Below are 24,147 nucleotides of genomic sequence, written 5' to 3'. Positions count from 1 at the left end.
GTAAGGATATTAGTCGAACACTTCCGGAGCAAAGGTGCTTCGGTTGTTCACTAATTTACCTGTGTTTTTAAAGTAAATGTCGTGGAAACTCAAGGTGTTTTGACTATCAACCTTACGGAAGAATTTGTCTGCAGATACATCGTCAAGAGTTTTAAAACCACATGCTTCCATGATTTCGACTGTTGCACGAAGTGTATTTCTGTGAAATTGAGCAACACGTACATATTTATCTTGTACATCCAATCCTTTATAAAGGTGAGGTTGCTGTGTTGCAACGCCAACTGGACAAACGTCTTCATTACATTTTAAAGCTTGAATACAACCTAAGGCGAACATCATGCCTCGTGCGCTATAACAAGCATCAGCTCCTAATGCAATAACCTTTAAGATATCAAAACCTGTAACGATACGACTCGATACAATCACTTTGATATTTTTCTTCAAACCAAAGTTAATCAAGGTCGTTGTCACGAATGCCAAAGCATCGTATAAAGGCATACCTAAGTTATCTGTGAATTCTAGTGGTGCAGCACCTGTACCGCCTTCCGATCCATCAACAGAAATAAAATCTGGGAATATCTGCGTTTCCTGCATAGCATTACAGATATCTAAGAATTCATTCTTATCGCCGATACAAAGTTTGAAACCAACAGGTTTACCATCCGAAAGCTCACGTAGCTTCTGAATAAATTGCATCATCTCAGTTGGTGTGCGGAATGCACTATGTGCAGGAGGAGACATAACGTCTGTTCCAGGAACGACGTGACGAATTGCAGCCACTTCTGGGGTGTTTTTTGCTGCCGGAAGGATACCTCCGTGGCCTGGCTTCGCACCTTGTGATAATTTTAACTCAATCATCTTCACATATGGGCGTGTCGATTTCTCACGATATAGTTCTTCAGAGAAAAATCCGTTTTCATCGCGACAGCCGAAATAACCGGTACCTACTTGCCAAATTAAGTCACCTCCACTAATATGGTATTGACTAATCCCACCTTCGCCTGTGTTGTGGGCGAAATTCTGTAAGGCTGCTCCTTTATTAAGTGCCGTAATTGCGGTGCGACTTAATGCTCCATAACTCATCGCTGAAATGTTAAATACACTTAAGCTGTACGGTTGTTTACATTGACTATTTCCAACCATTGTACGCAAGTTATGGTCCTCAATGTGAACAGGGAAGATACTGTGTGCAGCCCATTCGTTACCGATAGCCTGAGGGTCAGTTTGCATACCAAATGCAACCGTTTCACGTTGATTCTTCGCACGCTGGTATACCAACGATCTTTGACGTCGATTGAAAGGACGTCCGTCAGTGTCCGATTCCCAAAAATACTGTCTCAATTCTGGACGAATAGATTCGAAAAAATAACGGAAATATCCTACTAATGGATAATTGCGCAATATCGCGTGACTCGTTTGGAAACTGTGATATAAGGCAATAACCAACAGAGGAAAAGGGATTAATAACAACCAGAACCATCTTGGTGTAAAGATTATACCAAATGAAATGATGATTAAATTGATTAGGATGATCGTCCCTAAAATTAGTTTTCTAACCTGCATGATAGATTTATTATTTGATCAAAAGCTATTATTAAAACTACAACGATTGATGCCCGCTATAAATGTGCCACATTAAAAGCGTTACCAATCGATTGAATGTTTAAGCTGCAAAATTAGTAAGTTCGGCGAGGATAAAGAAGGATTTAGGAATAACAGAAAAGATTTAGTGATTTTCTAAATTTTAATTGTCTTTCATCCTCTTTTTTTAATAAGGTCGGTTATTTGTTGGTAAATAGATTGCCATTCAGGATTGTCGCTAATAAACTGTAAATGTTTATTTATCGTAACATCGTCATTTCTGACAGCTGGCCCTGTCTGCACGTCTCTAGGAATTCGATTTTGTACCTTTTGCGCTGTTTCAAGAATGATTGGTTGTAAGAGATTAAAAGGTAATTGATGTTGAGCTAGCAGTTCATATGCCATCTGAAACAGGGCATTACTAAAGTTATTCACGATGACTGCACCTAAATGTATAGCCAAACGTTGTTCGCTATCACAAGGGAATACATTCTCAGATAACGAGGAGAACAATTTCGTTAAAAAATCAACGTTTTGTTTCGTATTTGCTTCAATACCGAATGGTATTGTCTTAAAATCTAGTTCAACGTCTTTAGAAAAGCTTTGAATAGGGTAGGCGACTCCATATTGTTCAAATTTATTAAGGACAGCAATATCGCTTGCTCCCGAACAATGGATAAGAATACCTTTGATTTGCTTTGGCAGCTGATCGACTATCTCTGGAATCGCCGAATCGCTAACCGCAAGGATATAGAGCTCCGCCTCTAAATTAAGTTTTGTCAATTCATCAATGCCTTCCGCTGAAAGCAAATTAGCCAATGCGCAAGCATTGGCTAATTTATGACTGTATACTTGAGTAATGTTGTGTCCTAATTGTGCAAACGCCTTTCCCCAAACTGTGGCTATATTACCGCTGCCGATCAGAACAATATTCATTACACTGTTTTTGTTTTACTGATTTTAGAATCTTTCAATCTTCTGTAGATCGCCATGCAGAAACCAATAGTCATCACAATAGTACCACACCAGAAGAAATTGATATAAGGGAATTTAATAGCCTTGAATACGACCCATTTCTTTTCAGGAAGAGGTTTCTGATAAGCGATTAGTTCTAACTTATTTTTATCAGGCATGATATTCGAGAATCGGAAGCGAAGACCTTGATCAGCTACATCCTTATGGAAATCCATGGTATTGCCGCCCTTGATCATAAATACAGGTTCTGCTTGATATTCTTTACCATCTGATGCCACTACACGAATCTTCATTCCAACTAAAACATCGCCTTCAGCTTTCGGTATTTTAGAAACTGTTGCATTCTTATTTAGTCCTTCAATGATATAGTATCCATTTCTATAACGTAGGGTATCGCCGATATTAACCTCATAAGTCGCCGGTTCTTCGTATTCTTCAAAACTAGAATGTTCTGTATCGCCTTCGTTCTTGTTTACTGATGCTTGAGAATCGGAAGCTGCTGCTGTAATTAGGGTATAAATGTCGTGTGTTAAGAAATGTTTTGTACCCGGTGTTCCGATTAAACCACCCATTTGTGGGTTGTTTTGTGCAAATGGCTTCAACACGAAAGATTCCTTAACCTGACCAGTTTCTTCATCAATTCGTTGATAATTGATTTTATAAAATACATTCGGTGCAGCAACAGAGTCGCCAACATAGGTAATCTTATATTCGCCCATTTGAACAGGTTCACCTTCCGTAAGGAATAGATTTTCTCCTGGTTTCTCAACTTGATCAAATCCAGCCACTGCAATATAATTGCTGTTGTTAACGGAGATAACTTCATTCGTCGCCGCAGCAATTAATGCGCCGATAAGCAATAATCCAAAACCAATATGTGAAACGGCAGAGCCTGCTAAACGCCATTTTCCTTTGAATGAATCCGCAAGTATTTGTAGGTTGGCAAGGATCGCGAAAATAGCACTGAACGTTATTAGAATATACATGATATTACCGTATACTTTTGTGAAGTACACGACAGCACCCGAAAGAATGATCGCTATTATTAACGACGCTAAAGTTGACGCCCAGAATTTCTTAGGCTCAGATCGTTTGTATTTAAGAAATTGAGTAAAGGCCGTTAGGGTCATTACGACAACAGCAAAGGCTCCTTGCCATTTATTATAATGTGGAATAGGGTCAATTGGTGGAGCGACCTTGGTGCCAAATAATGCATTGAAGACTGGGATAGATGTTGTCGCGATCATTTGAACACAAGCAACTGTTAACACCAATGCACCGATAAATAACCAAAACTCGCGAGAATAGATATCTTCTTCTTTTTGTGTCGTTGGCATTTCCTTTTTACGGAATATAAGCACCGCAATCATAATCGCCAAGAAGGTGATATTAAAGAGAATTAACTGTCCAGACATCCCTAAACTAGTGAATGAGTGAACCGATGTTTCGCCTAAGATTCCACTACGTGTTAAATAAGACGCGTAAATAACGAGAACAAAACTAATCAAGCATAAGAATGCTGCTGTAAAGTATGCATGTCCAGTATTTTTAAAAGCTACCATGACGTGCACCGCAGCAATTAAAGTTAACCAAGGGATGATAGAAACATTCTCTACAGGATCCCAAGCCCAGAAACCACCGAAGTTAAGTGCTTCATAAGCCCAGAAAGAACCCATAATAATACCGGCACCTAATATCATAACGGCGAATAATGCCCATGGCAAGCCAGGATTAATCCAATCTTTAAAACGCTTTAACCATAAACCTGACGCAGCGTATGCGAAAGGCACAATCATCGAAGCGAAGCCTAGGAATAATGTCGGCGGGTGTATAACCATCCAATAATTCTGTAATAATGGATTCAGTCCGCGACCATCTGGTATCATGGATAGGTAATTGGCGTTTTTCAGAAACGGAAAGTTTAATGCATCGCGCAATAAAATAAAAGGCGAACTTCCTATTCGTGATCCGAAAACTTCGACACCCAATAGCATCGACGCTAAGAAAATCTGACAAAGCATAACGAAGGTCATCACTGGACTTTCCCAAGTTTTTGCTTTAAAAACTAGAACAGTTCCTAAAACAGCTTGCCAAAACATCCATAGCCAAAAACTACCTTCTTGACCTTCCCAGAATGCGGAAATAATATAATGGGTCGGAAGTTTTGTAGATGAATGCGCGTAAGCGTAATGGTATTCGAAGAGGTGATTATAGATGATATAAAATAAAGTACCTCCAATAACTGCAATGGATAGTGCATTTAATGCAAAGCCAATACGGCCCATGGTTTTCCAAGATTTCTCATCTGGATTTTTACTCGAAAAAAAATAAGATAAAAATGAAAATAAAGCCGCACCGAAAGATAGAACAACAAAGAATTGTCCTATTTGGCCTGGCAACAGGTTTTCACCAACGTAATTTACGTCCATAAGGAATTTAAAAGAATTTTAAACTAAAGGGCTGCGGAAGATGTTTCAATAACCTCCATTTGGTCCTGATTATACTTCGAAGGACATTTCATCAAAATCTTACTCGCATGGAAAGTATTACCTTCCATTTTGCCAGTCAATACGATTTGTTCAGAACGTTCGATGTCTTGAGGTTTTGAACCATTGAATACCACTTGACATTCCGTGCTATCATTATCATACATGTAAAATGAGAAATGATTGGCATCTTTCACAGGGTCGTAATGTAATGCTTTTTCCTTATTTAATACACCAACAACATACAATTCGGTATTCTTTTCCTTTGCTTCTGAAAAAGTGGAATAGGTACTTGAGTCGGTATAGATCACCAGAATCATTGCAATCGCAATCGCGATAATACCAATTAAAATGATCGAGCTTTTCTTCATCTATCTATTAATTAATCTAATCAACTACAAAAATACAAATTACAATGTACTGGAATGAATTAAACAAACATTTGAAGTTATTTAGAATTATTCTAATCAATGTTTTGTTGTAATGCAAGCGCTTGTAAATAAGTGTATTGCTTGCGTTTGTGGCTATCCAGGCCGCCCTGGCTACTGAAATTTATAAGGCGGGGAGGCATTGTTGAATTATTGCATTTATTTTTACGCTTTAATTCTATCTTTAGATTCTGAAATTAATCCTTCGAAAGGATCTGTCGAATCGGATTTTATTTTTTTGTTGCCAAGCCATGAATATCAAAAAGCTGTTATTTAAGAATAAGAATTTTAAACCCTGGTATTATCTGAAAGCGGAACTTCGTGAGAAGTTTGCAGGCGATTTATCGGGCAAACGTGCAGCCGTCCTTCGAAAGCTGCAAAAGATCGATAACGCTGAAATCTTGGAACGTGTCAACTATTATAATAAATTATCGGAGCATAGTATCCTATCGGACAATCCTGTTCGTATTGGTGACTTCCGAAAACCTAAGCGTTTAAAGGTATACTACTACGATAGTAAAGAATATATCCGGTACTTTAACGCAGAATTAAAGTTCCAATTGCTAGACGGTGACGTTGTTGATATTCCCAATTCACCGAGTATTGTTAAGAGTAGGCCGATTGCTGGCGATAATGCCAATTCTGTACTTTTAAACTTAGATAAGGTTAGACATTTTAATTTCATAAAAGACGATCTTTCTTTTCAGGAAAAGGAAAGTAAGCTGATTGGGCGCGCCGCAGTTCAACAGGCACATCGACGTAAATTTTACGAACTGTACTTCAATCATCCACTTTGTGATCTTGGCGATATTATGAAAGACAGTCCATGGAATAAACCCAAGATATCCATCACAGAACATTTGAAGTATAAATTTATTCTTGCGATAGAAGGCAATGATGTTGCAACGAATCTAAAATGGATTATGTCTTCCAATTCTATTGCCGTGATGCCACGACCAACCTATGAAACCTGGTTTATGGAAGGGCAGTTGGTGCCCAATGTTCATTACATTGAAATCAAGAAAGATTATTCAGATTTAGAAGAACGACTAAACTATTACATTACGCATCCTGAAGCGGCGGAACAAATAATAGCTCAGGCAAATGCCTATACACGTCAATTTCAAAATCAAGACCAGGAAGACAAGATTGCACTGTTAGTCCTGGAAAAATATTTTAGACTAACAAACGGCGAAAAGATCTAGGCTTCTGCGGACTCTGCTTCAAATTTTTCACCAGAGAATTTTGTGACAAGCATTGCCGCGACGGTATCTGCTGTAGCATTCAATACGGTAGCTAATGGATCCACCAAAGCACCAATGATTAAAATAGATGGAACTGCCTCGTTTGGAATACCATAAATCGAAATCATAAGCATCTCACCAATAAAACCGCCATTCGGAATACCTCCGGCAACCATAGACACAAGTACCGTGATTCCGACTGCAGTAATCATTGTCGCTGGTTCAAAGAAATCCCAATTAAGAATTGAGAATGCAACATAAATCTTCAGAATTGAAGAGATGGCAGAGCCATTTTTATAGAGGGTGTTTCCCAAAGGAATAATAATACTCGCAATATTATGTGGAATGCCGATGCGTTTAGCAGCTAGTAAATTGGCAGGTAAGGTTGCCAAGCTTGAGCAAGTACTAAGTGCGGTTAAAGATGGTGCAATATTATGTTTCCAAAAGAGCGGAATCCCTGAAGGGCCTTTAGCGATAAAGGCATATAGACTGAAAAAAACTAAGAAAAATATGATTCCGAATACATAGTAAAATCCAAGCGGTTTAGCATAGAAACCAAAGAGTTCAGGTCCCAATGTTTTTACTTGGAAGGCAAAGTAAGCACCAAGACCGACAGGGCCAGCTTTCATAATTAAGGTCAACAGATTTTCCATTACCTTATTACCAGCATTTAGAAATTGCGTGAACTGCCTGCCCATTTCTCCAGAGCGGCGAGTGGCAACGCCAACCAATAAAGAGAAGATGACGAAGGCAAGAATACTTTTTCTAGATAATAGATTGGCAAACTCATCTACAGATAAAAAACGAACGATACGATCTCCCCAAGTGTCTTCAGGGTTACTTGGTAATGCATCGGTTAATGCGTTACTATCTTTAAGCGCCGTTACAGGAAAAGTCCAAAGACCAAAAATAGTGCATACTGCAGCGATAACAATCGTCGTAATAAAAACAATCGTCATGATGCTGATTGTTTTACCGAGTGTTTTACTGTCTTCAATATTGGCGATAGAAGAGGAAATAGCAAAGAAAAGTAGAGGAATGACTGATACAAAGAGCAGGTTAAGAAAGATATCACCTATAGGTTTTAAAAGATCAACTGCTTGGGGATAAAAAACCCCAATTAGGCTACCTATTGTAATACCAACGAGCAACCAAATGATGCTTCCATAGTTTTGTAGAACCTTGTTCATTTAAATATTCTTTGAGAAGGGCTAAAATACTTGTTTTTATTTTAGATTTGCGAAAAATAAACAATGGAATTTGTAAAAACTGATGATGGCTCCAAAACAATTTATCATGCTGAGGTGGGTGAACATTACCACTCTAAACATGGAGCACATCAAGAAAGTATACATGTTTTCTTAAAGACCGGATTGCAGTTCTTCCTAGAAAAGGAGCAAAAGAAAGAAGCTTCGGTTTTAGAGATAGGCTTTGGTACCGGATTAAACTTTCTACTGACCGCCGATTTCTGTGATCAAAATGGGGTTAAATTGAACTATTGTGGGATTGAAGCATATCCTTTATCAAGTGAGCTCATTCAACAATCGGGTTACAATGAATACGTTCAACCGAAAGTTTGGAAAGCATTTATTGACCTATATTCGCCTGCGCAAGAAAAGGAAGTGGCGTTTGGGCAAGAAATAAACTTATCGATAGCACACCTTAAAGTAATGGATTTTAAATCCGAGCCAAGGTTTGATGTAATTTATTTCGATGCTTTTGCCGAAATACATCAACCAGAAATGTGGACCTTGGAAACACTACGTCATGTTTCTCAGTTTTTAAAACCGGGGGGAGTCTTTGTTACCTACGCGATTACGGGCAATCTAAAAAGGGCTATGAAGTCATTGGGATTCAGTCTCGAAAAAGCACCTGGAGCGCCGGGGAAAAGAGAGATGCTTAGAGCAATAAAGTAATTTGCTAAAGACGATATAGACTACTCGATAATTTTGCGATGACAGTGGGTTTAGGTACGAGGAAGGTCTATCGCAACTATGTGTAAAAAGATATTGATGACTCAAATAAAAGGCAACAAAAAAGGCTTCCAATTGGAAGCCTTTTTTGTTGAACCGAGGTTCTTATAATTTAGTGACCTTCATTACCGTCGATGCCGTGAGCATGACCGTGAGACAACTCATCAGCTGTTGCTGGACGAGAAGAGATTACTTCGATGTCAAAGTTTAATTTCTTACCAGCCATAGGGTGGTTAAGGTCAGCAACAACCGTTTCTGGCGTTACTTCGATAACAACTGCACGGAATTGATTTCCTTGGTTATCTTGTAATGGAATTACTTCACCTACTGGAGGTAAACCAACTTCTTGGAACATTTCTGCTGGTAATTGTGCAATTGCTTTATCGTCACGTTCACCGTAAGCATCACTCGCCGCTAATTCAAAAGATGTTTTATCTCCAGCATTTAATCCAGCGATATTTTCTTCGAATTTAGGAAGCATCATGCCTACACCATATAAAAATGTTAACGGATTCTCCGATGTTGTTTGTTCTACAAAGGTTTTTTCTCCATTTTCTTCAATTGTATGAAGAATGTAATTCAACGTTACTACGTTGTTGTTTTCTACTGCCATTGTACTTAGTTTATGGGGACTAACCCTGTTTATTATTTATTAATTCTATGAGTTTTGCAATCGACGTTTGCGGTAGACTGCAGGTTTTATTTTGGCAAAGGTAGGCTTTTGATTCCGTACCGCCTTTATGTTCTAACAAGGGTAAACTACTTTTTGTTCCGCCCAAAGTTATTTTGTTTGGAATATAGTTTCGATCTAATTCTTTTCGCCATTTCGTAGCCTCATTTCCTGTAAGGGCAATTTCGTATGTACCGTAATGATATTCCAATAATAATATTGCCCAATTTGAATACGCCGACCCATACGATTTGATATGGGGGAATACATTTGCGAAGACTTGTTCTGCAATTGATGTATAAAGCTCCTCATCGAACAATATGCCTAGCTTATACAATTGGCGTACCATTGTAGAGGCCGAGCCAGGAATCACATTATCCATAATTTCACTTTTTCGAGCAATTAACTCCTCGGCATGTTTACCTGTATAAAAGAACGTTTTTTGTTCGGGCTCGTAGAAAAGGTTAATTGATTGATCTGCAAGTGTTTTAGATCGGGTTATCCACTTCTCGTCGAAGCTTGCTTCATAGAGAGCAAGGTATGCTTCGATCGTAAACGCATAGTCATCTAAGAATCCAGGGATGCTGCGATTACTGTCAGCGGGTTGGTGAAGGATTCTGTCACTTTCCTGACATTTTGTCCAGATGAATTCTGCAGTCTGTATGGCGAGGTTTAAGTAATGCTCATTGTCGAAGGTTCTATAGGCGTCAATAAGACCCTTAATCATTAGCGCGTTCCAAGTCACCAGCTGCTTATGATCGAGACCAGGTCTTACTCTTTTTTCTCGATGAGCAAGTAATATTTCCTTTATATCCTTCAATTCTTCGTTCCACTCTGCTTCAGTATATCCAGCTTCTGAAATTAATTGAATATCGTCTTGATCTAGGTAGGGAACATTCGTTTGTTCTTCTGTCCAATTTCCGTTTTTTGTGATATGAAAATATGCACGCGCTAAATCTGCCTTTTCTGCAAGTATATCAAACTCATCAAAGGCAAAGCTGTAAAACTTACCTTCGACACCTTCACTATCCGCATCGAGTGCGCTAAAAAATCCACCGTTGAGATCTAACATTTCTCGTTCAGCCCAGGCTATTGTCTCTTCAACAACTCGCTTATAGAGTGGGGTAGGTTTCTGTTGGTACGCTTCGCTATAAAGACTTATGAGTTGGCCATTATCATAAAGCATCTTCTCAAAATGTGGAATATGCCACCTGTTATCAACCGAATAGCGCGAGAAACCTCCACCTATTTGATCATAAATTCCTCCATTAGCAATTTTTTCCAACGTGAAGTGAACATGTTTCAACAGGCTTTCATCTTTGCTCAATGAACCGTATCGTAGAAAGAATTGCCAGTTATTCGGTAGGGGAAACTTGGGAGTTCGACGATAGCCTCCTTCTTGGGAATCAAAACTTTCAAACCACGGTTCTACAACATTTAATAAATCGTACCGTGTATAGACTTCTGGAATTTCTTGAATAGGTAATTTCTCCGCTTGCTGTATGCCTTTTGTCAGTCGATCTGCATAGTCAAGCGCGACTTCTGGCGTTTCTTCCCACATTTTAGCGATTTGCAATAAGATATTTTGCCAATCCTGGGGTTTAAAGTAAGTGCCTCCATAGATGGGGCGTCCGTCCGGCAAACAAATGCAATTTAATGGCCAGCCGCCAGCATTTGTCATTAATTGGACGGCAATCATATAAATTTGATCTATATCAGGACGTTCCTCTCTGTCAACCTTCACGGAGACAAAGAATTTATTCATCGTTTGCGCGATGGCATCATTTTCAAAGCTCTCGCGTTCCATTACATGACACCAATGGCAGGCCGAATAACCTACACTGATAATGATAAGTTTGTTCTCTTCTTTTGCTTTTATCAGGGCCTCTTCTCCCCAAGGGTACCAGTGCACAGGGTTGTGCGCATGCTGTTGGAGATAGGGTGAATGCTCTTCTTGGAGTTTGTTCGCCATAGTATACGAAGGTAAAGAATATTACTGAATAGTATTCTTCAGGTCCGCTGTACCGCCGGAAAGCTCTGCAAAGTTGAGATCTTCGGTTAGGGTTAATATCGCAACATTAGAAGTCGCCAAATTTACTTCGGCATGGCTAAGATAATTTGTTAGGTTTGATAAGCCTGGATTATGACCAAAAATAACGAGTTTATCAATCGTGTCGGGAACGGAATTGATAACGGCTAAAATATCAGTAAAATGTGCTTCGTAAATGTCTTTAGTTTCTTGAATTTGGTCAATTGGATAACCTAATATCTCACAGAAGATGTCTGCGGTTTGCTTGGCACGATTTGCCGATGAACTGATGACCAGTGTTTGTTCGTCAACATGTAATTCGTCACGAAGTTCATGTGCAATTCGAATCGCACGTTCTTTTCCTTTAGAAATGATATTGCGATTAAAGTCATTTTTTAGAAGGCTATGATCTTCAGCTTTTGCATGACGTATTAAATATAATGTTTTCATACCTCCGAGTTTTTTTTTTAGTCAACTAATTTAAGCTTTTCAATATTAAGTTTATGTTTCTAATATGTTAATAATTTTTAGAGAAAAACTTCGATTAAGTGAATTTTAACAGCTTTTTTTATCCCGGTTTTCTAAATGAGAAAAAATTGTTAGTTCTTATTGAAAATAAATTAGAAAAATTGATGTTAATTTTTACATTTGCTGTCGCGTCTTTCCTAAGTCAGACGTTTTCAGGTCATACAAATTTCGAAGCATCTTTATGCATGTGCGTATTATTATAAATAAAGTGATTTTCCTCGCGCTACTGTGGACAGTTACGTCATGTGCGCGCCGTGAAATTGAACTATTTCCTGAAGAATTACCCAAAAAAGAAGGTCGAAAAGACATGCACTTTTCTCCAACTTTAATTGTAAACAAACAGCAGGTAAATATTGAAGTTGAAGCGGATGGGAATTATCCAAAGCAAATTAAGCCAGAATTCCTAAAGTATATCGCCAGTAGTAAAACGAGCTATTGTCATCCAGATGTGGAGTATTTCCCAGATGGCTTTCGCGGGTATAAATATTGGATGGTATTTACGCCTTATTTTGGTTTCGTTGGCATCAATCAAGATGCGAAGCGGTATGAAAATCCTACTGTCGTTGTTTCTAATGACGGCATCAATTGGGAGGAACCGCCAGGTGTGCATAATCCGATTCAATCTTGTCCGGGATATAAGGAGAGTTTTCGCGAAAAAGATGGGGAATTAATTCAAGGATTTTGGTCAGATGTAGATTGGTCGTTTGTCAACGGGCAGTTTGAACTTTATTATCGCGGGAGTTGCATCAATTCAAATGCTTTGCAACGAAGAGGAGCTAAGTCGGTTAATAATCGTCGAAAATTGATTGGCAATGCGCAACGTGTCATTGTTAATCAAACCTCGCGCGACGGGGTGAACTGGGATCCCATGGAAGCCGTATTCGATAGTAATGCTCCTAATTCTCCAAAGAATAGCTTTATTCTTTCACCATCGATTGTAAAAGTTGGGGACGAATACGTGAGCTATGAGGTGGAGTTAAATACTGGCCCTAAACATTATAAACGTAGCGATCCATCGTTCATAGTGCAACGAAAATCAAGTAATGGCTTAGATTTTTCGCCTTTTCCAAAGAGTAAACTTATTAATTTCTTGAACGTTCCTTGGATACGTGTTGATCGGGATTATTCTCCATGGCATTTGCAAGCAACTTACGTCGATGGATACTATTTTTTATGTATTGCCGTTGGAAATGTTAAGCAGTATACTTCTGAGCAGTTATACTTAGCTTTCTCCTCCGATGGAGAGAATTTTTACGTTTGCCCAGATCCGATGATCAAGGAAGGCGCTTATCGTTCTGCGGTTTTTCCGACTAGTGTTAATGCCGAAACATTTCATTTTGGGGCTATTTTAGCCTATAAAACTGGTATATTTCAGTATGCGGAATTGGAATTGAAGCGTTCGAAGCTTCAGGAAATGTTAGATATAAGACAAATAACAAACTAAACGAGGATAAATTTGATAAAACAATTACCATTAGTTTCTGTAATAATTCCAGTATTTAATCGCGCGAGGTATCTTCAGGAAGCGATTGAGAGCGTTTTGTCTCAAATGTTGGATTCCCTGGAATTGATAATAGTAGACGATGGAAGTACAGACGATTCGGCCGAGGTTGCCGATCTCTTTGTTGGAAAGGATACTCGTGTTAAATATTTTTACCAAGAAAATAAGGGCGTTTCTGCTGCCCGTAATAAAGGTTTATCAGAAGCTAATGGCACCTACATTTATTTTTTAGATTCTGATGATCGTATTGATCATTCTTTTTTAAGAACATCCTATGACGCGATAAAGATGGACGACTCTGATGTTGTTGTCATTGGTGCCTATTATGAATCGCGTTTACCTAATCCTACCGCATTACCGACTTGTGCGCAAATGTGGAAGCGTTCTTTTTTAACCGAGCATAGTGACGTTCAGTTTCCCGAAGGAGTACAGCCCGGAGAGGATGGCTTGTTTTCGCATTGTTTGCTTGCGCTAACAAATCGCATTGCGGCCAATCCTTATGGTGAATACTTTTACCGGAGCCATGATGAGCAAAGCCATCGTTTGGCGACTAAAGAAGGAGATCGAATCATTGAATTGGTGGAACGTTGGTTAGTAATCTTGGCTGCTTTCTACGATCGACGTGATTTATGGAATACAAAGAGTCTTCATTTAGCGCGATTTCTTGAGCATGAGCCTTTTGAATTTCGGTATTTGAAAACAACGCTAAATTCAGCACAAAAACAACGCCTTATTTCGATTATTCAAGATTTTTATAAGCAACGAATACTTCCTCAGCTAAGTTCGAAAGAGATTCAATCTTTAACGGAACCATTTCGTTATTTCCTTTATATTTCGAGCCATTCTGAGTTTGATAATTTTTATCAAGATTGGCATGCAAAGCGGCAGAAATACCTGAAAAGGGTTTTGTTCCTGAGTAAATTTATACCGTTTAAAGCCTATCGACGTAAACTTCGAGATCAAGTAAGAAGGGAGTTGGGGAAATGAGAATACTATTTGTACAACACAATTCGTTTTTAAATGGGCATGGAGGTACTGAGAAAATATGTTCTTTCCTAGCGAATGGTTTTTCTGCTCATGGACATGAAGTTATAATCGCAGTCAATCAGAAGGAAGGAGGAGAAGCAATATTTCCCTTAAATCCTAAAGTACAGATCGATAATATTTATAGTTCGACGGTGCCACAGATTGAATTTAATTTGCCGTCAAAATACAACGGCAATAATCCTCTTCAATGGCTTATTTCGCGGGTTAAGAGAAAGTACCAAAAAGTTCAGCTTGCTAAGCGACGAAAGTCTCTACAGATGAATGAGGAGGAAATCTACCTCCAAAATTTGCTGCATCGCTCAAGACAATGGTCTAGTTACATAAAAAGCGTTCATGCAGATTTAATCATTAGCATGTCGCTGAGTTCGTTTTTGGAAATTAGTTATGCTGAAAAGCCAGTTGTTCCAGTGATCAACTCCGTAAATGGACGCCCAGACTACGACTTTGAAAACAGTGTTTGCTATCATCCGGAATACGAAGTACGCGTACTGCGAGAATCGTTTAAAAAGCTAACCGCATGTCAAGTCTTATTTGATAGTTACCATAGCTTTCTACCGGCAGAATTTAAGGGTTTATCAAAAACTATTGGAAATCCGATTCCTCAATATAAACAGTCAGAATGCATTGATCCGCTTCAAGTAAAATCAGGCTATACGATTGTAAATTTAGCTCGATTGGATATAAGTTGTAAGCAACAGGATGTAGCTATTGACCTCTTTGGCTCGTTATATAAGAAATTTCCAAAATGGAATTTAAGCTTTTGGGGTGTTGGACAGGATGAATCTCGCTTAAAGCAGAAAATTCAAGACTTAGGTTTGGAGGATCGGGTCTTTTTGAAAGGTTTTACGAATAGCCCTGATCAGGTGATGAAACAGGCTGATATATTCTTATTTCCTAGTAAATATGAGGGCTTTGGTTTGGCATTAGGGGAGGCGATGGCTTTAGGAATACCTAGCGTTGGTTTTGCGACATGTTCAGGCGTTAATGAGTTAATTAGCGATTCTGTTTCGGGTTTTCTTGCAAATGATAACGAGGACATGGCAATTAAATTGGAAATGTTGATGCGTTCGGCAGAATTGAGAATGGAGATAGGGGCAAATGGTAGAGAGGCGATGAAAGAATTTGATAGTAACGTAATCATCAATAAATGGTTAGCATTTGTTGAGGAATTGGTTGAGAAAAGAGAAGATGACTAAAAAAAAGAGCAAGATCCTTTATAATATGGCTGAGAATCCATTTTGGAGTAAAGCCGGTAATTTAACGAGATGTCTTCAAATGTTATCGTATTTCGAAGACAGAAATGCGTACTTGGATGTCACCTTTTTCTCGAGTATCAATTGGAATACAGCAGACGAGGAGCGGTTTAGAAAAACTTTCCCATCAATAAAACTTGTGGTAGAGAGTTTTAAATCATCGAAATCAAATAGGATTAAGTATTTTCTGACTGATAAATTACCTTGGATGCTTAAAAAGTTTCTAGGGAATCTTCAAGTGAGCCGAGTTTCCCAAAGTTTTAAAGAGAGGTTTCAACAGTTGGTCCGTGAAGAAGGGTTTGAGCAAGTAATCATCAGCTACGTGGAGTATGCGGAGTTAGTTGCAGGTTTGGATGGCGTTAAGAAAATTGTGGATACCCATGACTTTTTTACACTGCAAAAGATGCAGAAAAATGAGGAGGCAAAACAGCTACATTTTGATAAGATCTTTAAAGAAGAAATAGAGTTATTGCAGCTATTTGATGAGATTTGGACATATTCGGTCGAAGAACAATATATCTTTAATCAGTTCACAAATCAAGCAGTAGAATTAATACCTTTGTCTTTTGCGAAGCCAATTCGTATTAACCAATCGAGGACTTACGATCTTATCTATGTGGCGAGTGATAATCCACATAACATACAGAGTATACTCTGGTTTGTTGACAGCGTTTTGCCGAAGATTAACGGATTAACGTTGCATATTTTTGGAAAGATTTGCCGAGTTGTTCCGGATCATGTACAGATCGTAAAACACGGTATGGTTGATGATCTTGATAAGGTTTATCAGAACGGGAAAATAGCAATATGCCCAATGTTAAGTGGGACCGGAATCAAAATAAAGGTGTTAGAAGCGCTTTCATACGGTATTCCAGTCGTTACAAATCGTAGGGGAGTAGATGGTTTGGTCAATAAAATACAAAACGGGTGTGTGCTTGCGGAGGATGGTTCGGATTTTGCTCAAGCAATCATGGAATTAGCTAATGATGAAAAGCAATACCAACAAATAAGTAAAGAAGGAATCGACTTTTATGATTCATTCTATACGCAACAAAAAGAATGGGATCTATTCGATCGTAAATTTATTAAACGCTAATTGCGGAAGAAACAATTAGAGAAAAGAAGGAAGCGGATTTTGCAATTATTCGAATTACAGGCATAAATTGAGTGTTATATATGAAAATTTCATTGATAATTTCTACCTATAACTGGCCAGAGGCGTTAGATTTATGTCTTAGAAGTGTTTTACAACAGCGTGTTTTGCCCTCAGAAATTTTGATTGCCGATGATGGGTCATCAGAGCAAACTGCTGCGGTTATAGATAAGTTTCAGGAACAGTTTACTATTCCTTTGATTCATGTTTGGCAAGAAGATCAAGGGTTTCAATTAGCCAAGATTAGAAATAAGGCGATTGCACGATCTTCTGGCGAGTATATTGTGCAGATTGATGGAGACTTGATTCTGCATAAAGATTTTATTAAAGATCATCTTGAATTTGCTGAGCGCGGTTCTTTTGTGCGGGCGAGTAGAATTTATATGAATGAAGATTTGTCAAGAGCGCTCATTCAAAATAAGCGTGTGCGGATTAGTCCATTTGAAAAAGGAATTTCAAATAGGATGAGTGCGTTTCGCTTATCGTTTTTGCAACAGCTGTTTGCAAATAAGTATAAGCAAAAGGGAGATGAACGGTGGGAGATTCACGGATGCAATATGGCTTATTGGCGCGATGATGCAATCGCTGTAAATGGTTATAACGAATTGTTCAAGGGTTGGGGACCGGAAGATAAAGAATTTGTTGCACGATTATTGAATAAGGGATTGAAACGCCATTTTTTGAAGTTTGGAGCTATCGCTTTTCATCTGTGGCATCAAGTCAATCCAAAAGAGAATTTGAAAAATAATGTGTGCTTGTTTGAACAGGCAAAACGTAGAAAGTCTATTTATTGTGAATTTGGTATAGATCAGTATTTAATGGTCTCAACGTAAATGGAAGCTGATTTACTTATTACTACCTATAACCGTCCAGAAGCTCTGGAGGCAGTATTTATGTCTATCGGTAGACAAACGGTTATGCCTCATAAAATCATTGTTGCTGATGATGGTTCAGGAGAAGAGACTGCAGCCTTAATTAAGAAATATCAGTCTATTTTCGATATCGAGTTGGTTCATGCATGGCAGGAAGATAAGGGCTTTCGAGCGGCAGAGTCAAGGAACAATGGTTTAGCATATGTTGAAAGTCCATATGTCATTATCGTTGATGGCGATATGCTCATGGGGAAATATTTCATTCAAGATCATTTATTTTTTGCTGAAAGAGGACGTTTTATACAAGGGGGGCGTGTCATGTTGACCGAGGAAAAAACGCGTGAACTATTGCGTGTACTAGATGCTAAACGGACATTTCAATATCTTGAAAAAGGAGTTGAATCTCGATTGGAAAAGAAGATTACTGCATTTAGGTCGATCTTCCTTGCGCAACTAACGCAACAGAAATTGACTAATAAAAGAAAAGTTCGTTCCTGTAATATGTCTTTTTTTATGGATGATATATTGCGTGTTAATGGCTTTAATAATGAATTTGTAGGTTGGGGGAGAGAAGATAGTGAATTTGTCGAACGTTTAAATAATGCCGGCGTAAAAGGTAAGCTGTTAAAGTTTTCGCTACTAGCATATCACCTATATCATAAAGAGGAAACAAGAGCTTCATTGCCTCAGAATGATGAGCTTTTGAATAAGACTATCGAGAATAAACTGGTTCGTTGTGATGATGGGCTTTCAAAATTCTTAAAATAACGATCTATCTATAGGGCGCTATAGCATTCCATTAACTGCTCAGCGATAACTTCATCGTCGAACCTCTGTACGAAAGCCTTCCCCTCAGTAATCATTTTTTCACGAAGTTCCTCACTCCCTAAAACTTTTTGAATCGTATCTCTCAATTCTTCAATATTCTCAGGGTCTATATAAGAAGATGCGGGGCCACCAGCTTCTGGAAATACGCCGAATTTATTGCTAATTACTGGGACGCCAGCAAACAATGCTTCGATGATTGGGATTCCAAAGCCTTCAAATTTAGATGGATATACAAAAATGCTAGCGCCAGCGTAAATTAAAGCGAGCTCAGTCATAGACATACCCGACAGAAAAATTACTCTATCCTCCATTTTGTGCTTCAAGAGGTATTCTTTAATACCATCTACATAAGGAGTCGGCCTACCAACAATAACTAGGGGAATGTCGATATCCTTTATCGCTTTAATAATCTGAAATGCATTTTTTCGAGGCTCAATAGTTCCGACATTCAATAGATACTGTTCCGGTAAATTAAGCTTCTTTTTGAATTCTTTAACCTCTGCTGAAGTAAAGCTTTGTTTAAATGCAGGATGGCATCCTTGATAAATCACTTGGATTCGGTCTTCAGGTACTTGATAATACCGAATAATATCCTTTTTGGTTTGCTCGCTGATTGCAATAATACAATCCGCATTCTCCACAGCGTATTTACTCTTTTGATTATAAATGAATCGATCAATAGGTTTGTAGAGTTCAGGATAGCGTAAATAAATAAGATCATGAATTGTCACGATCGATTTTATGTTCTTCTTTACTAATCCTTGTGGTAGCTCACCTGCTAATCCGTGAAAAATATTAACGTCATCTTTGCGAAGATCGTTCGCAATCGTCTTACTCCGCCATAGATTGGGAATCAATCGATCCATCTTGCTTGAAGGAACTCTTACTTCTACGCCTTTTGGAACAACAGAAGAGAACTCACTAAGCTTTGGGCTATAAAGGATATATTTTTGATCGGGGAAATTACTTGCAAGCATACGAACAAGGTCTCGACTATAATTACCTAATCCTGATCGATTTAAGAAATATCGTTTAGCATCAAAGCCTATTGTTAACATATGCTACTTTTAGTTGATTTCGTTTAGAATAGTTTCAAATTTACGAATAATCAAATCCCAATTGTAGTTTCTTCCAACATAATCCTTTCCTTTTTGTTCAATGTCTTTTAATTGAAGGGGATGTTCTAGTAGATCGGTAAGTATTTCTTTAAATGATGCATAATCCGCATAACATCGAACCGCACCTTCACTACGTTCCTCATGCTCGACCATCACTTCAGCTTCTTGATTCGCAATCACGGCTTTTCCTAGCGATAACGCCTCCAGTGTTAGTAAGGAAAGGCTTTCAGCCTTTGATGGATTTACAACTGCGAAGCTGTTTTTCATTAACGCAATCTTTTCAGACTCGCTAATATATCCAATGTACGAAATATCAGGGTGTTCGACTTTTGGTATTAATACTTCCCCAGTTAGTACTAGATTCACCTTAAGCCCTGTTTCTAATCTGAATTTGATAAAATAATCTAAGAAAGAATTGATTTTTACTTCTGTTATCCGGCCACAATAGAGTAGGAAGGGTTCCTTTAATTGATATTTCTCTTTTATAAAGTTAAATGGAGCAGGTTCAGCGATTTCTACCCCAATTCCAACAACGCTGCTCGGTGACATTGCTTGTTGAAATATGGTACGACACATTTGATACTCCGTCTCTGTATTAAATGCAATATGGCGCACCTTTGAAAAGACCAAGCTGTTAATACTTCGAAATAACATCCCTTCCATATGGGCTGTTGGGATTAATATCGTTTTTTCTGGGATAATTAGACTTCCTAGTACGGTAAGTGGATTTTCATAAGTAAAGAAAACGAATGCATCGTAGTGTTCCTTATTGTCTTCTATATGTGTCAATAAGCTGGGAGAGTAGAAACGATGTTGTCTTAGTAACTCTATCTCCTGATCTACTTTAAAATTCCAAATAGGGAAGGTTTTGAAAAGTAATGAGGAAAGGCCTGCTCGATAAATCATTCGTCGCAATTTTCTCGCCGTTTTACTTTGTTTACTCGCTTGCTTCGCGAGTTTTAATTGAGGCTTGTTTGTTGAGAATCGATATACTTTTACTCCATTTAAGTTAGATTCGCCAATTTTGAAGTCACTGGATGTGTCGTCTAATTTATTCGTATTCGTCGTAAGTACAGTAATATCGTGTATATTGGCTAATCGCTCCGCGAGCATTCTACAGTGATATTCTGCACCACCGTTTATTTCTTCGCCATACCGAATTGTTATCATTGCAATTCTCGCCATATCATTTTATGGATGAGGATGTTGACTAATCTATTAGTTTGAAATTTTCGTCGCCTGTTTAATCTTTTCAACGACCATGTCGACCGTTACTAGGTCTATCGCTTCAATACCATCGCATAGACATGGTTTATTTCCATAAACCGAACTCGGGCGGCTGGTATGTTCAACTTGAATGCAATCGTCCTCAGATTGTCCATATGCTAAGAAGCCTGCATATGGATGAGTCGCACCCCAAATAGAAAGACTACGCGTGCCAGCTAAAGAAGCCATATGCATACCTGAACTATCCATGCTTAGCATTAGATTCAAGTTGGAAATTATATTCAGCTCTTCCTTCAAGTTAAATCTTCCAATCGTATTGAAGACATTTGGATACTTATTTGACCAGGCTTCTACGGCTTCCTTTTCTTTTTGGCCTCCTCCAAATATTAATATTTGCAAGTTTTCATTTGAGAGTCTAGCAATTACTTGCTCCATTCGTTCTAAAGAAAATACTTTATAAGGATGCTGTGCAAACGGAGCAATCCCCAAGTACTTTTTATCGTCTTGAAAATGTAATTGAAGGCTGCCTGGAAGCTCCGCCTTATTTTTTTGCAACTCGTGTTTTAAGTTGAATTGAAATCCGAGACTGCGTAATACATCAGCATAACGTTCAGTCGTCAGTTTTAATTGTTTTTTGATTTTATTGACGGGTCTTGTCAATGCTTCTTTCTCAGCCCTACCTTTATTAATCTGGCGGACTCTATACCCGAAGAGTTTGAAGAATACGCTAAGTGTATTTGAACGAAGGTTGTCGTGTAAATCTGCTACGGAATCAGGTTTATAGGCTTTCAGTTCTTTAAAAAGACGATAGAGACCCTTTAATCCTCGATGCTGTTGATCTGGATAAATAGAATGGAATTTAATATTTGGGATACCATCGAAAAATGGGGCAAAGAACGGTCTAGTAACCAAAATGATTTCTACGTCTTGACACTGTTCCTGAAATTCGCGCAAAACAGAAGCGACCATAGCCACATCTCCCATAGCGGAAAATCGAGTAACGAGAATACGCTTCATTACGTTCTTATTTTTTAACGCCGTAAAGTATTGGATTTAAATTCGGATCGTTGTACATCTTCATCTGCTTATATACTTTCATGTACTTTCTTCCTGCGGCAATGTCAGCAAGCAATTCATCTATACTTGTCGATAGATCTTTTCGCTGATCCAATAAAACGTTTAGTTTTCCCTCGCAAGATTCAATATGCGCATGCGACACATCGGTACGTATTGTCTCTTGTGCCATATGATAAATCTTAAGCGCTAAGATGGATAAACGATCTATCGCCCAAGCGGGACTTTCGGTATTTACACGGGCGTCAACGTTTGGAATAATACCATTGAATTTCTGAAGATAATATCCATCGATATATTCTACCATGTCGGTACGCTCTTGATTTTGGCGATCAATTCTACGTTTCCAATATAATCCCTCACGAGGTTCAATTTCTGGATTTCTGATAACATCTTCCATATGCCATTGAGCTGTGTCAATCCAGCATTTTAAATAGAGAAGGTGTTCGAGGCTAGAAGAATCGTAGGGATTTTCAATAGGATGATCTATTGCATCATGAATATGATAGTCTGCAATAACTTGATCAAAAATACGGTTGGCTAATTCGCTAATCATACACAAAACTACACAATAAAAAGATGTTTTATGAGTTCAGTTGCTTAAAATGAAGAAAACATTACTATTTGTAAATAAAGCTGTATAGTGGGAATGGCGATTTTCTATTGTTGTAAGAAATTCATGATGAGTGATGGCATAATTCCCAATAAGATGATTGCAATTCCAAACAAAACTGCAATTAAATAAGTACTGGAGATTTTAGGCAATGTTATGGACTCCTCTGTATTCTTATTCTTTAGAAAGGCAAAGAGGGGGATTTTAAAGTAGTAAAATAAGGAAATCACAGATGTCAATGCTCCTACAATCAATAGCCACAATAATAACGTGTCTCCAGTATTTTGGTAAGATTCAAAGATACTTGAGAAGACTAAGAGTTTACCAACGAAACCGGCAGTTGGCGGCAATCCTATTAAGGAAATTCCGATGATACTGAACAACGTAAAAATAATGGGCATCTTTTTACCCAATCCTGTATAATCTTTAAATTCTGTTGCCCCAGCTTTTTGTTCAAGTATATCAATAAATGCAAAAGCTGCCAAGTTCATTAACGTATATACAATTAGGTAAAACAAGAGCGTGTCTTGATGACCTGACATATAACCTATTACAGCCATAAGTAAAAAACCGGTATGACCTATCGAAGAATAGGCCATCATACGTTTAACATTCTGTTGTCTCAACGCAATCAAGTTTCCTACCAACATACTGACAATAGAAACAATGCCAAGGAAAAGCATAAACACTTCTGAGAAATAAAACAGGGTTGTACCATAGGATTGAGCAAGCCTAGCGAATAGGATGATGGCAGCAATTTTCGGAACTGTAGAAAGAAATGCTGTAATAGGAGTTGGAGCCCCTTCATAAACGTCAGGTGTCCATAAGTGAAATGGAACAAAGCTGAGCTTAAATCCAATGCCTGTTAACACGAATAGTATAGCGATACTACTCATAACCTTCGGAGCATCAATTAAACCTTGAATATGTTTTATATCGCCGAAGTCTAAAACCCCCGTCAATCCGTATATTAATGAAAGACCGTATAACATTATAGCAGCACAAGCAGAGCCGAAAAGCGCATATTTCATTGCCGCTTCTGTTTGCTTTTTATCTTCAGCAAAATAGCCTACTAATACATATGATGAAATAGAAACCATTTCAATTGCAATGAAAGCTAAAAGCCAATTAGTCGTCATTGGTAGGACAGTCAAACCTATTGAAGATCCGATTAATATGCTATATAAATCACCTTTTCTTTTCTTACTGCCGTTTGCTGCAAAATGTTGCCTAATCAAGATTGTAGTGACAATTAGGCCTATCAAGATCAACGTTTTTGAAAGAAGGGCGAGTTTATCGATATGCAACATTGAAAAAAATGCAGAACCTAGATGTTCAAACTGTAAAGCATTTGAAAATAGTGCAAGAATAACGGTTATTAACGCGATGAGGAAAGAACTATCTTTCCACTTATTATCCAGAAATAAACTGCTAAAGACACATAGAAGAAATCCTATGGCAAGTACAAACTCCGTCTTAAAGAAGTCTAACGATGCAATAATTGTATCGATAAAGGAGCTAATATGTGGCGTAAAATCGTTCATTCC

At 38.2% G+C, this 24,147-nt stretch carries 21 protein-coding genes; 8 read left to right on the top strand and 13 right to left on the bottom strand.

Annotated features, from left to right (window positions below; genetic code table 11):
• Window positions 1-9: 9 nt before the first annotated feature.
• The 4 genes from GFH32_RS14585 to GFH32_RS14570 all read right to left on the bottom strand — a co-directional run bounded on the left by GFH32_RS14585 (window position 10) and on the right by GFH32_RS14570 (window position 5,413).
• A complete protein-coding gene (locus GFH32_RS14585; protein WP_153512291.1) occupies window positions 10-1,563 on the bottom strand; it encodes an FMN-binding glutamate synthase family protein in 1,554 nt (517 codons plus the stop codon).
• 192 nt (window positions 1,564-1,755) lie between these two features.
• Window positions 1,756-2,517 carry a Rossmann-like and DUF2520 domain-containing protein gene (locus GFH32_RS14580; protein WP_153512290.1) on the bottom strand — a complete coding sequence of 254 codons (762 nt, stop codon included), beginning with the start codon at window positions 2,515-2,517 and terminating at the stop codon, window positions 1,756-1,758.
• Window positions 2,517-4,985: a cytochrome c biogenesis protein CcsA gene (gene ccsA / locus GFH32_RS14575; RefSeq protein WP_153512289.1), complete on the bottom strand. Its 2,469-nt coding sequence runs from the start codon at window positions 4,983-4,985 to the stop codon at window positions 2,517-2,519. Before ccsA ends, GFH32_RS14580 begins: the two co-directional genes overlap by 1 nt.
• 23 nt (window positions 4,986-5,008) lie before the next feature.
• Complete coding sequence (locus GFH32_RS14570; RefSeq protein ID WP_153512288.1) at window positions 5,009-5,413, bottom strand: cytochrome c maturation protein CcmE domain-containing protein; 405 nt, start codon at window positions 5,411-5,413, stop codon at window positions 5,009-5,011.
• A gap of 308 nt (window positions 5,414-5,721) precedes the next feature.
• Here GFH32_RS14570 and GFH32_RS14565 point away from each other — a divergent pair, with 308 nt between their 5' ends.
• On the top strand, window positions 5,722-6,675 hold the full coding sequence (locus GFH32_RS14565) for a glycosyl transferase family 90 (protein ID WP_153512287.1): 954 nt from the start codon (window positions 5,722-5,724) through the stop codon (window positions 6,673-6,675).
• Here GFH32_RS14565 and GFH32_RS14560 read toward each other — a convergent pair.
• Window positions 6,672-7,904, bottom strand: a complete 1,233-nt coding sequence (locus GFH32_RS14560; RefSeq protein ID WP_153512286.1) for a dicarboxylate/amino acid:cation symporter — start codon at window positions 7,902-7,904, stop codon at window positions 6,672-6,674. The genes GFH32_RS14565 and GFH32_RS14560 overlap by 4 nt on opposite strands.
• A gap of 63 nt (window positions 7,905-7,967) precedes the next feature.
• Between GFH32_RS14560 and mnmD the strand changes: the two genes are divergently transcribed.
• Window positions 7,968-8,630 (top strand): tRNA (5-methylaminomethyl-2-thiouridine)(34)-methyltransferase MnmD, encoded by a 663-nt coding sequence (gene mnmD / locus GFH32_RS14555; RefSeq protein WP_153512285.1) that lies wholly within the window; start codon window positions 7,968-7,970, stop codon window positions 8,628-8,630.
• A 169-nt stretch (window positions 8,631-8,799) separates the two neighbouring features.
• Here the strand turns inward: mnmD and GFH32_RS14550 are convergent, their stop codons facing one another.
• From GFH32_RS14550 to GFH32_RS14540, 3 genes are read right to left on the bottom strand one after another with little or no spacing between them, the layout of a single operon-like run.
• Complete coding sequence (locus tag GFH32_RS14550) at window positions 8,800-9,300, bottom strand: FKBP-type peptidyl-prolyl cis-trans isomerase (RefSeq protein ID WP_153512284.1); 501 nt, start codon at window positions 9,298-9,300, stop codon at window positions 8,800-8,802.
• A 19-nt stretch (window positions 9,301-9,319) separates the two neighbouring features.
• Entirely contained in the window at window positions 9,320-11,329 is a 2,010-nt protein-coding gene (locus GFH32_RS14545) for a thioredoxin domain-containing protein (RefSeq protein WP_153512283.1), read from the bottom strand.
• A 21-nt stretch (window positions 11,330-11,350) separates the two neighbouring features.
• Window positions 11,351-11,836 carry a SixA phosphatase family protein gene (locus tag GFH32_RS14540; protein WP_153512282.1) on the bottom strand — a complete coding sequence of 162 codons (486 nt, stop codon included), beginning with the start codon at window positions 11,834-11,836 and terminating at the stop codon, window positions 11,351-11,353.
• A gap of 265 nt (window positions 11,837-12,101) precedes the next feature.
• On the opposite strand from GFH32_RS14540, the gene GFH32_RS14535 reads away from it, so the two are divergent.
• The 6 genes from GFH32_RS14535 to GFH32_RS14510 all read left to right on the top strand — a co-directional run bounded on the left by GFH32_RS14535 (window position 12,102) and on the right by GFH32_RS14510 (window position 18,508).
• Window positions 12,102-13,358, top strand: a complete 1,257-nt coding sequence (locus GFH32_RS14535; RefSeq protein WP_228384149.1) for a hypothetical protein — start codon at window positions 12,102-12,104, stop codon at window positions 13,356-13,358.
• Between the two features lie 12 nt (window positions 13,359-13,370).
• Window positions 13,371-14,402: a glycosyltransferase family 2 protein gene (locus GFH32_RS14530; protein ID WP_160366832.1), complete on the top strand. Its 1,032-nt coding sequence runs from the start codon at window positions 13,371-13,373 to the stop codon at window positions 14,400-14,402.
• Window positions 14,399-15,658 (top strand): glycosyltransferase, encoded by a 1,260-nt coding sequence (locus GFH32_RS14525; protein ID WP_153512280.1) that lies wholly within the window; start codon window positions 14,399-14,401, stop codon window positions 15,656-15,658. Before GFH32_RS14530 ends, GFH32_RS14525 begins: the two co-directional genes overlap by 4 nt.
• Window positions 15,651-16,811, top strand: coding sequence for a glycosyltransferase family 4 protein (locus GFH32_RS14520; protein WP_153512279.1), 1,161 nt, complete (start codon window positions 15,651-15,653; stop codon window positions 16,809-16,811). The genes GFH32_RS14525 and GFH32_RS14520 overlap by 8 nt, the downstream gene beginning before the upstream one ends.
• Before the next feature lie 80 nt (window positions 16,812-16,891).
• Window positions 16,892-17,701, top strand: a complete 810-nt coding sequence (locus GFH32_RS14515; protein ID WP_153512278.1) for a glycosyltransferase family 2 protein — start codon at window positions 16,892-16,894, stop codon at window positions 17,699-17,701.
• The gene (locus GFH32_RS14510; RefSeq protein WP_153512277.1) at window positions 17,702-18,508 is read left to right on the top strand and encodes a glycosyltransferase family 2 protein; all 807 of its coding nucleotides are present in this window, start codon (window positions 17,702-17,704) and stop codon (window positions 18,506-18,508) included. It begins immediately after the preceding gene.
• An 8-nt stretch (window positions 18,509-18,516) separates the two neighbouring features.
• Here GFH32_RS14510 and GFH32_RS14505 read toward each other — a convergent pair whose 3' ends face one another.
• From GFH32_RS14505 to GFH32_RS14485, 5 genes are all read right to left on the bottom strand, one after another.
• A complete protein-coding gene (locus tag GFH32_RS14505; protein WP_153512276.1) occupies window positions 18,517-19,626 on the bottom strand; it encodes a glycosyltransferase family 4 protein in 1,110 nt (369 codons plus the stop codon).
• A gap of 9 nt (window positions 19,627-19,635) precedes the next feature.
• On the bottom strand, window positions 19,636-20,871 hold the full coding sequence (locus tag GFH32_RS14500; protein ID WP_153512275.1) for a glycosyltransferase family 4 protein: 1,236 nt from the start codon (window positions 20,869-20,871) through the stop codon (window positions 19,636-19,638).
• Window positions 20,872-20,904: 33 nt separating this feature from the next.
• Window positions 20,905-21,930, bottom strand: coding sequence for a glycosyltransferase family 9 protein (locus GFH32_RS14495; protein WP_153512274.1), 1,026 nt, complete (start codon window positions 21,928-21,930; stop codon window positions 20,905-20,907).
• 7 nt (window positions 21,931-21,937) lie between these two features.
• The gene (locus tag GFH32_RS14490) at window positions 21,938-22,543 is read right to left on the bottom strand and encodes a DUF4254 domain-containing protein (RefSeq protein ID WP_153512273.1); all 606 of its coding nucleotides are present in this window, start codon (window positions 22,541-22,543) and stop codon (window positions 21,938-21,940) included.
• A gap of 104 nt (window positions 22,544-22,647) precedes the next feature.
• Entirely contained in the window at window positions 22,648-24,144 is a 1,497-nt protein-coding gene (locus GFH32_RS14485) for an NADH-quinone oxidoreductase subunit N (protein ID WP_153512272.1), read from the bottom strand.
• Window positions 24,145-24,147: the final 3 nt, after the last annotated feature.

Origin of the sequence: Sphingobacteruim zhuxiongii (assembly GCF_009557615.1) — a bacterium.
Classification (GTDB): Bacteria; Bacteroidota; Bacteroidia; order Sphingobacteriales; family Sphingobacteriaceae; genus Sphingobacterium; species Sphingobacterium zhuxiongii.
This window is presented reverse-complemented; position numbering and strand designations above follow the sequence as displayed.

Excerpts from the sequence above, each read along its gene's own strand:
- GFH32_RS14520 (WP_153512279.1), top strand. The coding sequence starts at position 15,651 with ATGACTAAAAAAAAGAGCAAGATCCTTTATAATATGGCTGAGAATCCA.
- GFH32_RS14540 (WP_153512282.1), bottom strand. The coding sequence starts at position 11,836 with ATGAAAACATTATATTTAATACGTCATGCAAAAGCTGAAGATCATAGC.
- GFH32_RS14505 (WP_153512276.1), bottom strand. The coding sequence starts at position 19,626 with ATGTTAACAATAGGCTTTGATGCTAAACGATATTTCTTAAATCGATCA.
- GFH32_RS14515 (WP_153512278.1), top strand. The coding sequence starts at position 16,892 with ATGAAAATTTCATTGATAATTTCTACCTATAACTGGCCAGAGGCGTTA.
- GFH32_RS14580 (WP_153512290.1), bottom strand. The coding sequence starts at position 2,517 with ATGAATATTGTTCTGATCGGCAGCGGTAATATAGCCACAGTTTGGGGA.
- GFH32_RS14490 (WP_153512273.1), bottom strand. The coding sequence starts at position 22,543 with ATGATTAGCGAATTAGCCAACCGTATTTTTGATCAAGTTATTGCAGAC.
- GFH32_RS14510 (WP_153512277.1), top strand. The coding sequence starts at position 17,702 with ATGGAAGCTGATTTACTTATTACTACCTATAACCGTCCAGAAGCTCTG.
- GFH32_RS14500 (WP_153512275.1), bottom strand. The coding sequence starts at position 20,871 with ATGGCGAGAATTGCAATGATAACAATTCGGTATGGCGAAGAAATAAAC.
- GFH32_RS14495 (WP_153512274.1), bottom strand. The coding sequence starts at position 21,930 with ATGAAGCGTATTCTCGTTACTCGATTTTCCGCTATGGGAGATGTGGCT.
- GFH32_RS14485 (WP_153512272.1), bottom strand. The coding sequence starts at position 24,144 with ATGAACGATTTTACGCCACATATTAGCTCCTTTATCGATACAATTATT.
- GFH32_RS14570 (WP_153512288.1), bottom strand. The coding sequence starts at position 5,413 with ATGAAGAAAAGCTCGATCATTTTAATTGGTATTATCGCGATTGCGATT.
- GFH32_RS14545 (WP_153512283.1), bottom strand. The coding sequence starts at position 11,329 with ATGGCGAACAAACTCCAAGAAGAGCATTCACCCTATCTCCAACAGCAT.
- GFH32_RS14560 (WP_153512286.1), bottom strand. The coding sequence starts at position 7,904 with ATGAACAAGGTTCTACAAAACTATGGAAGCATCATTTGGTTGCTCGTT.
- GFH32_RS14525 (WP_153512280.1), top strand. The coding sequence starts at position 14,399 with ATGAGAATACTATTTGTACAACACAATTCGTTTTTAAATGGGCATGGA.
- GFH32_RS14565 (WP_153512287.1), top strand. The coding sequence starts at position 5,722 with ATGAATATCAAAAAGCTGTTATTTAAGAATAAGAATTTTAAACCCTGG.
- ccsA (WP_153512289.1), bottom strand. The coding sequence starts at position 4,985 with ATGGACGTAAATTACGTTGGTGAAAACCTGTTGCCAGGCCAAATAGGA.
- GFH32_RS14550 (WP_153512284.1), bottom strand. The coding sequence starts at position 9,300 with ATGGCAGTAGAAAACAACAACGTAGTAACGTTGAATTACATTCTTCAT.
- mnmD (WP_153512285.1), top strand. The coding sequence starts at position 7,968 with ATGGAATTTGTAAAAACTGATGATGGCTCCAAAACAATTTATCATGCT.
- GFH32_RS14585 (WP_153512291.1), bottom strand. The coding sequence starts at position 1,563 with ATGCAGGTTAGAAAACTAATTTTAGGGACGATCATCCTAATCAATTTA.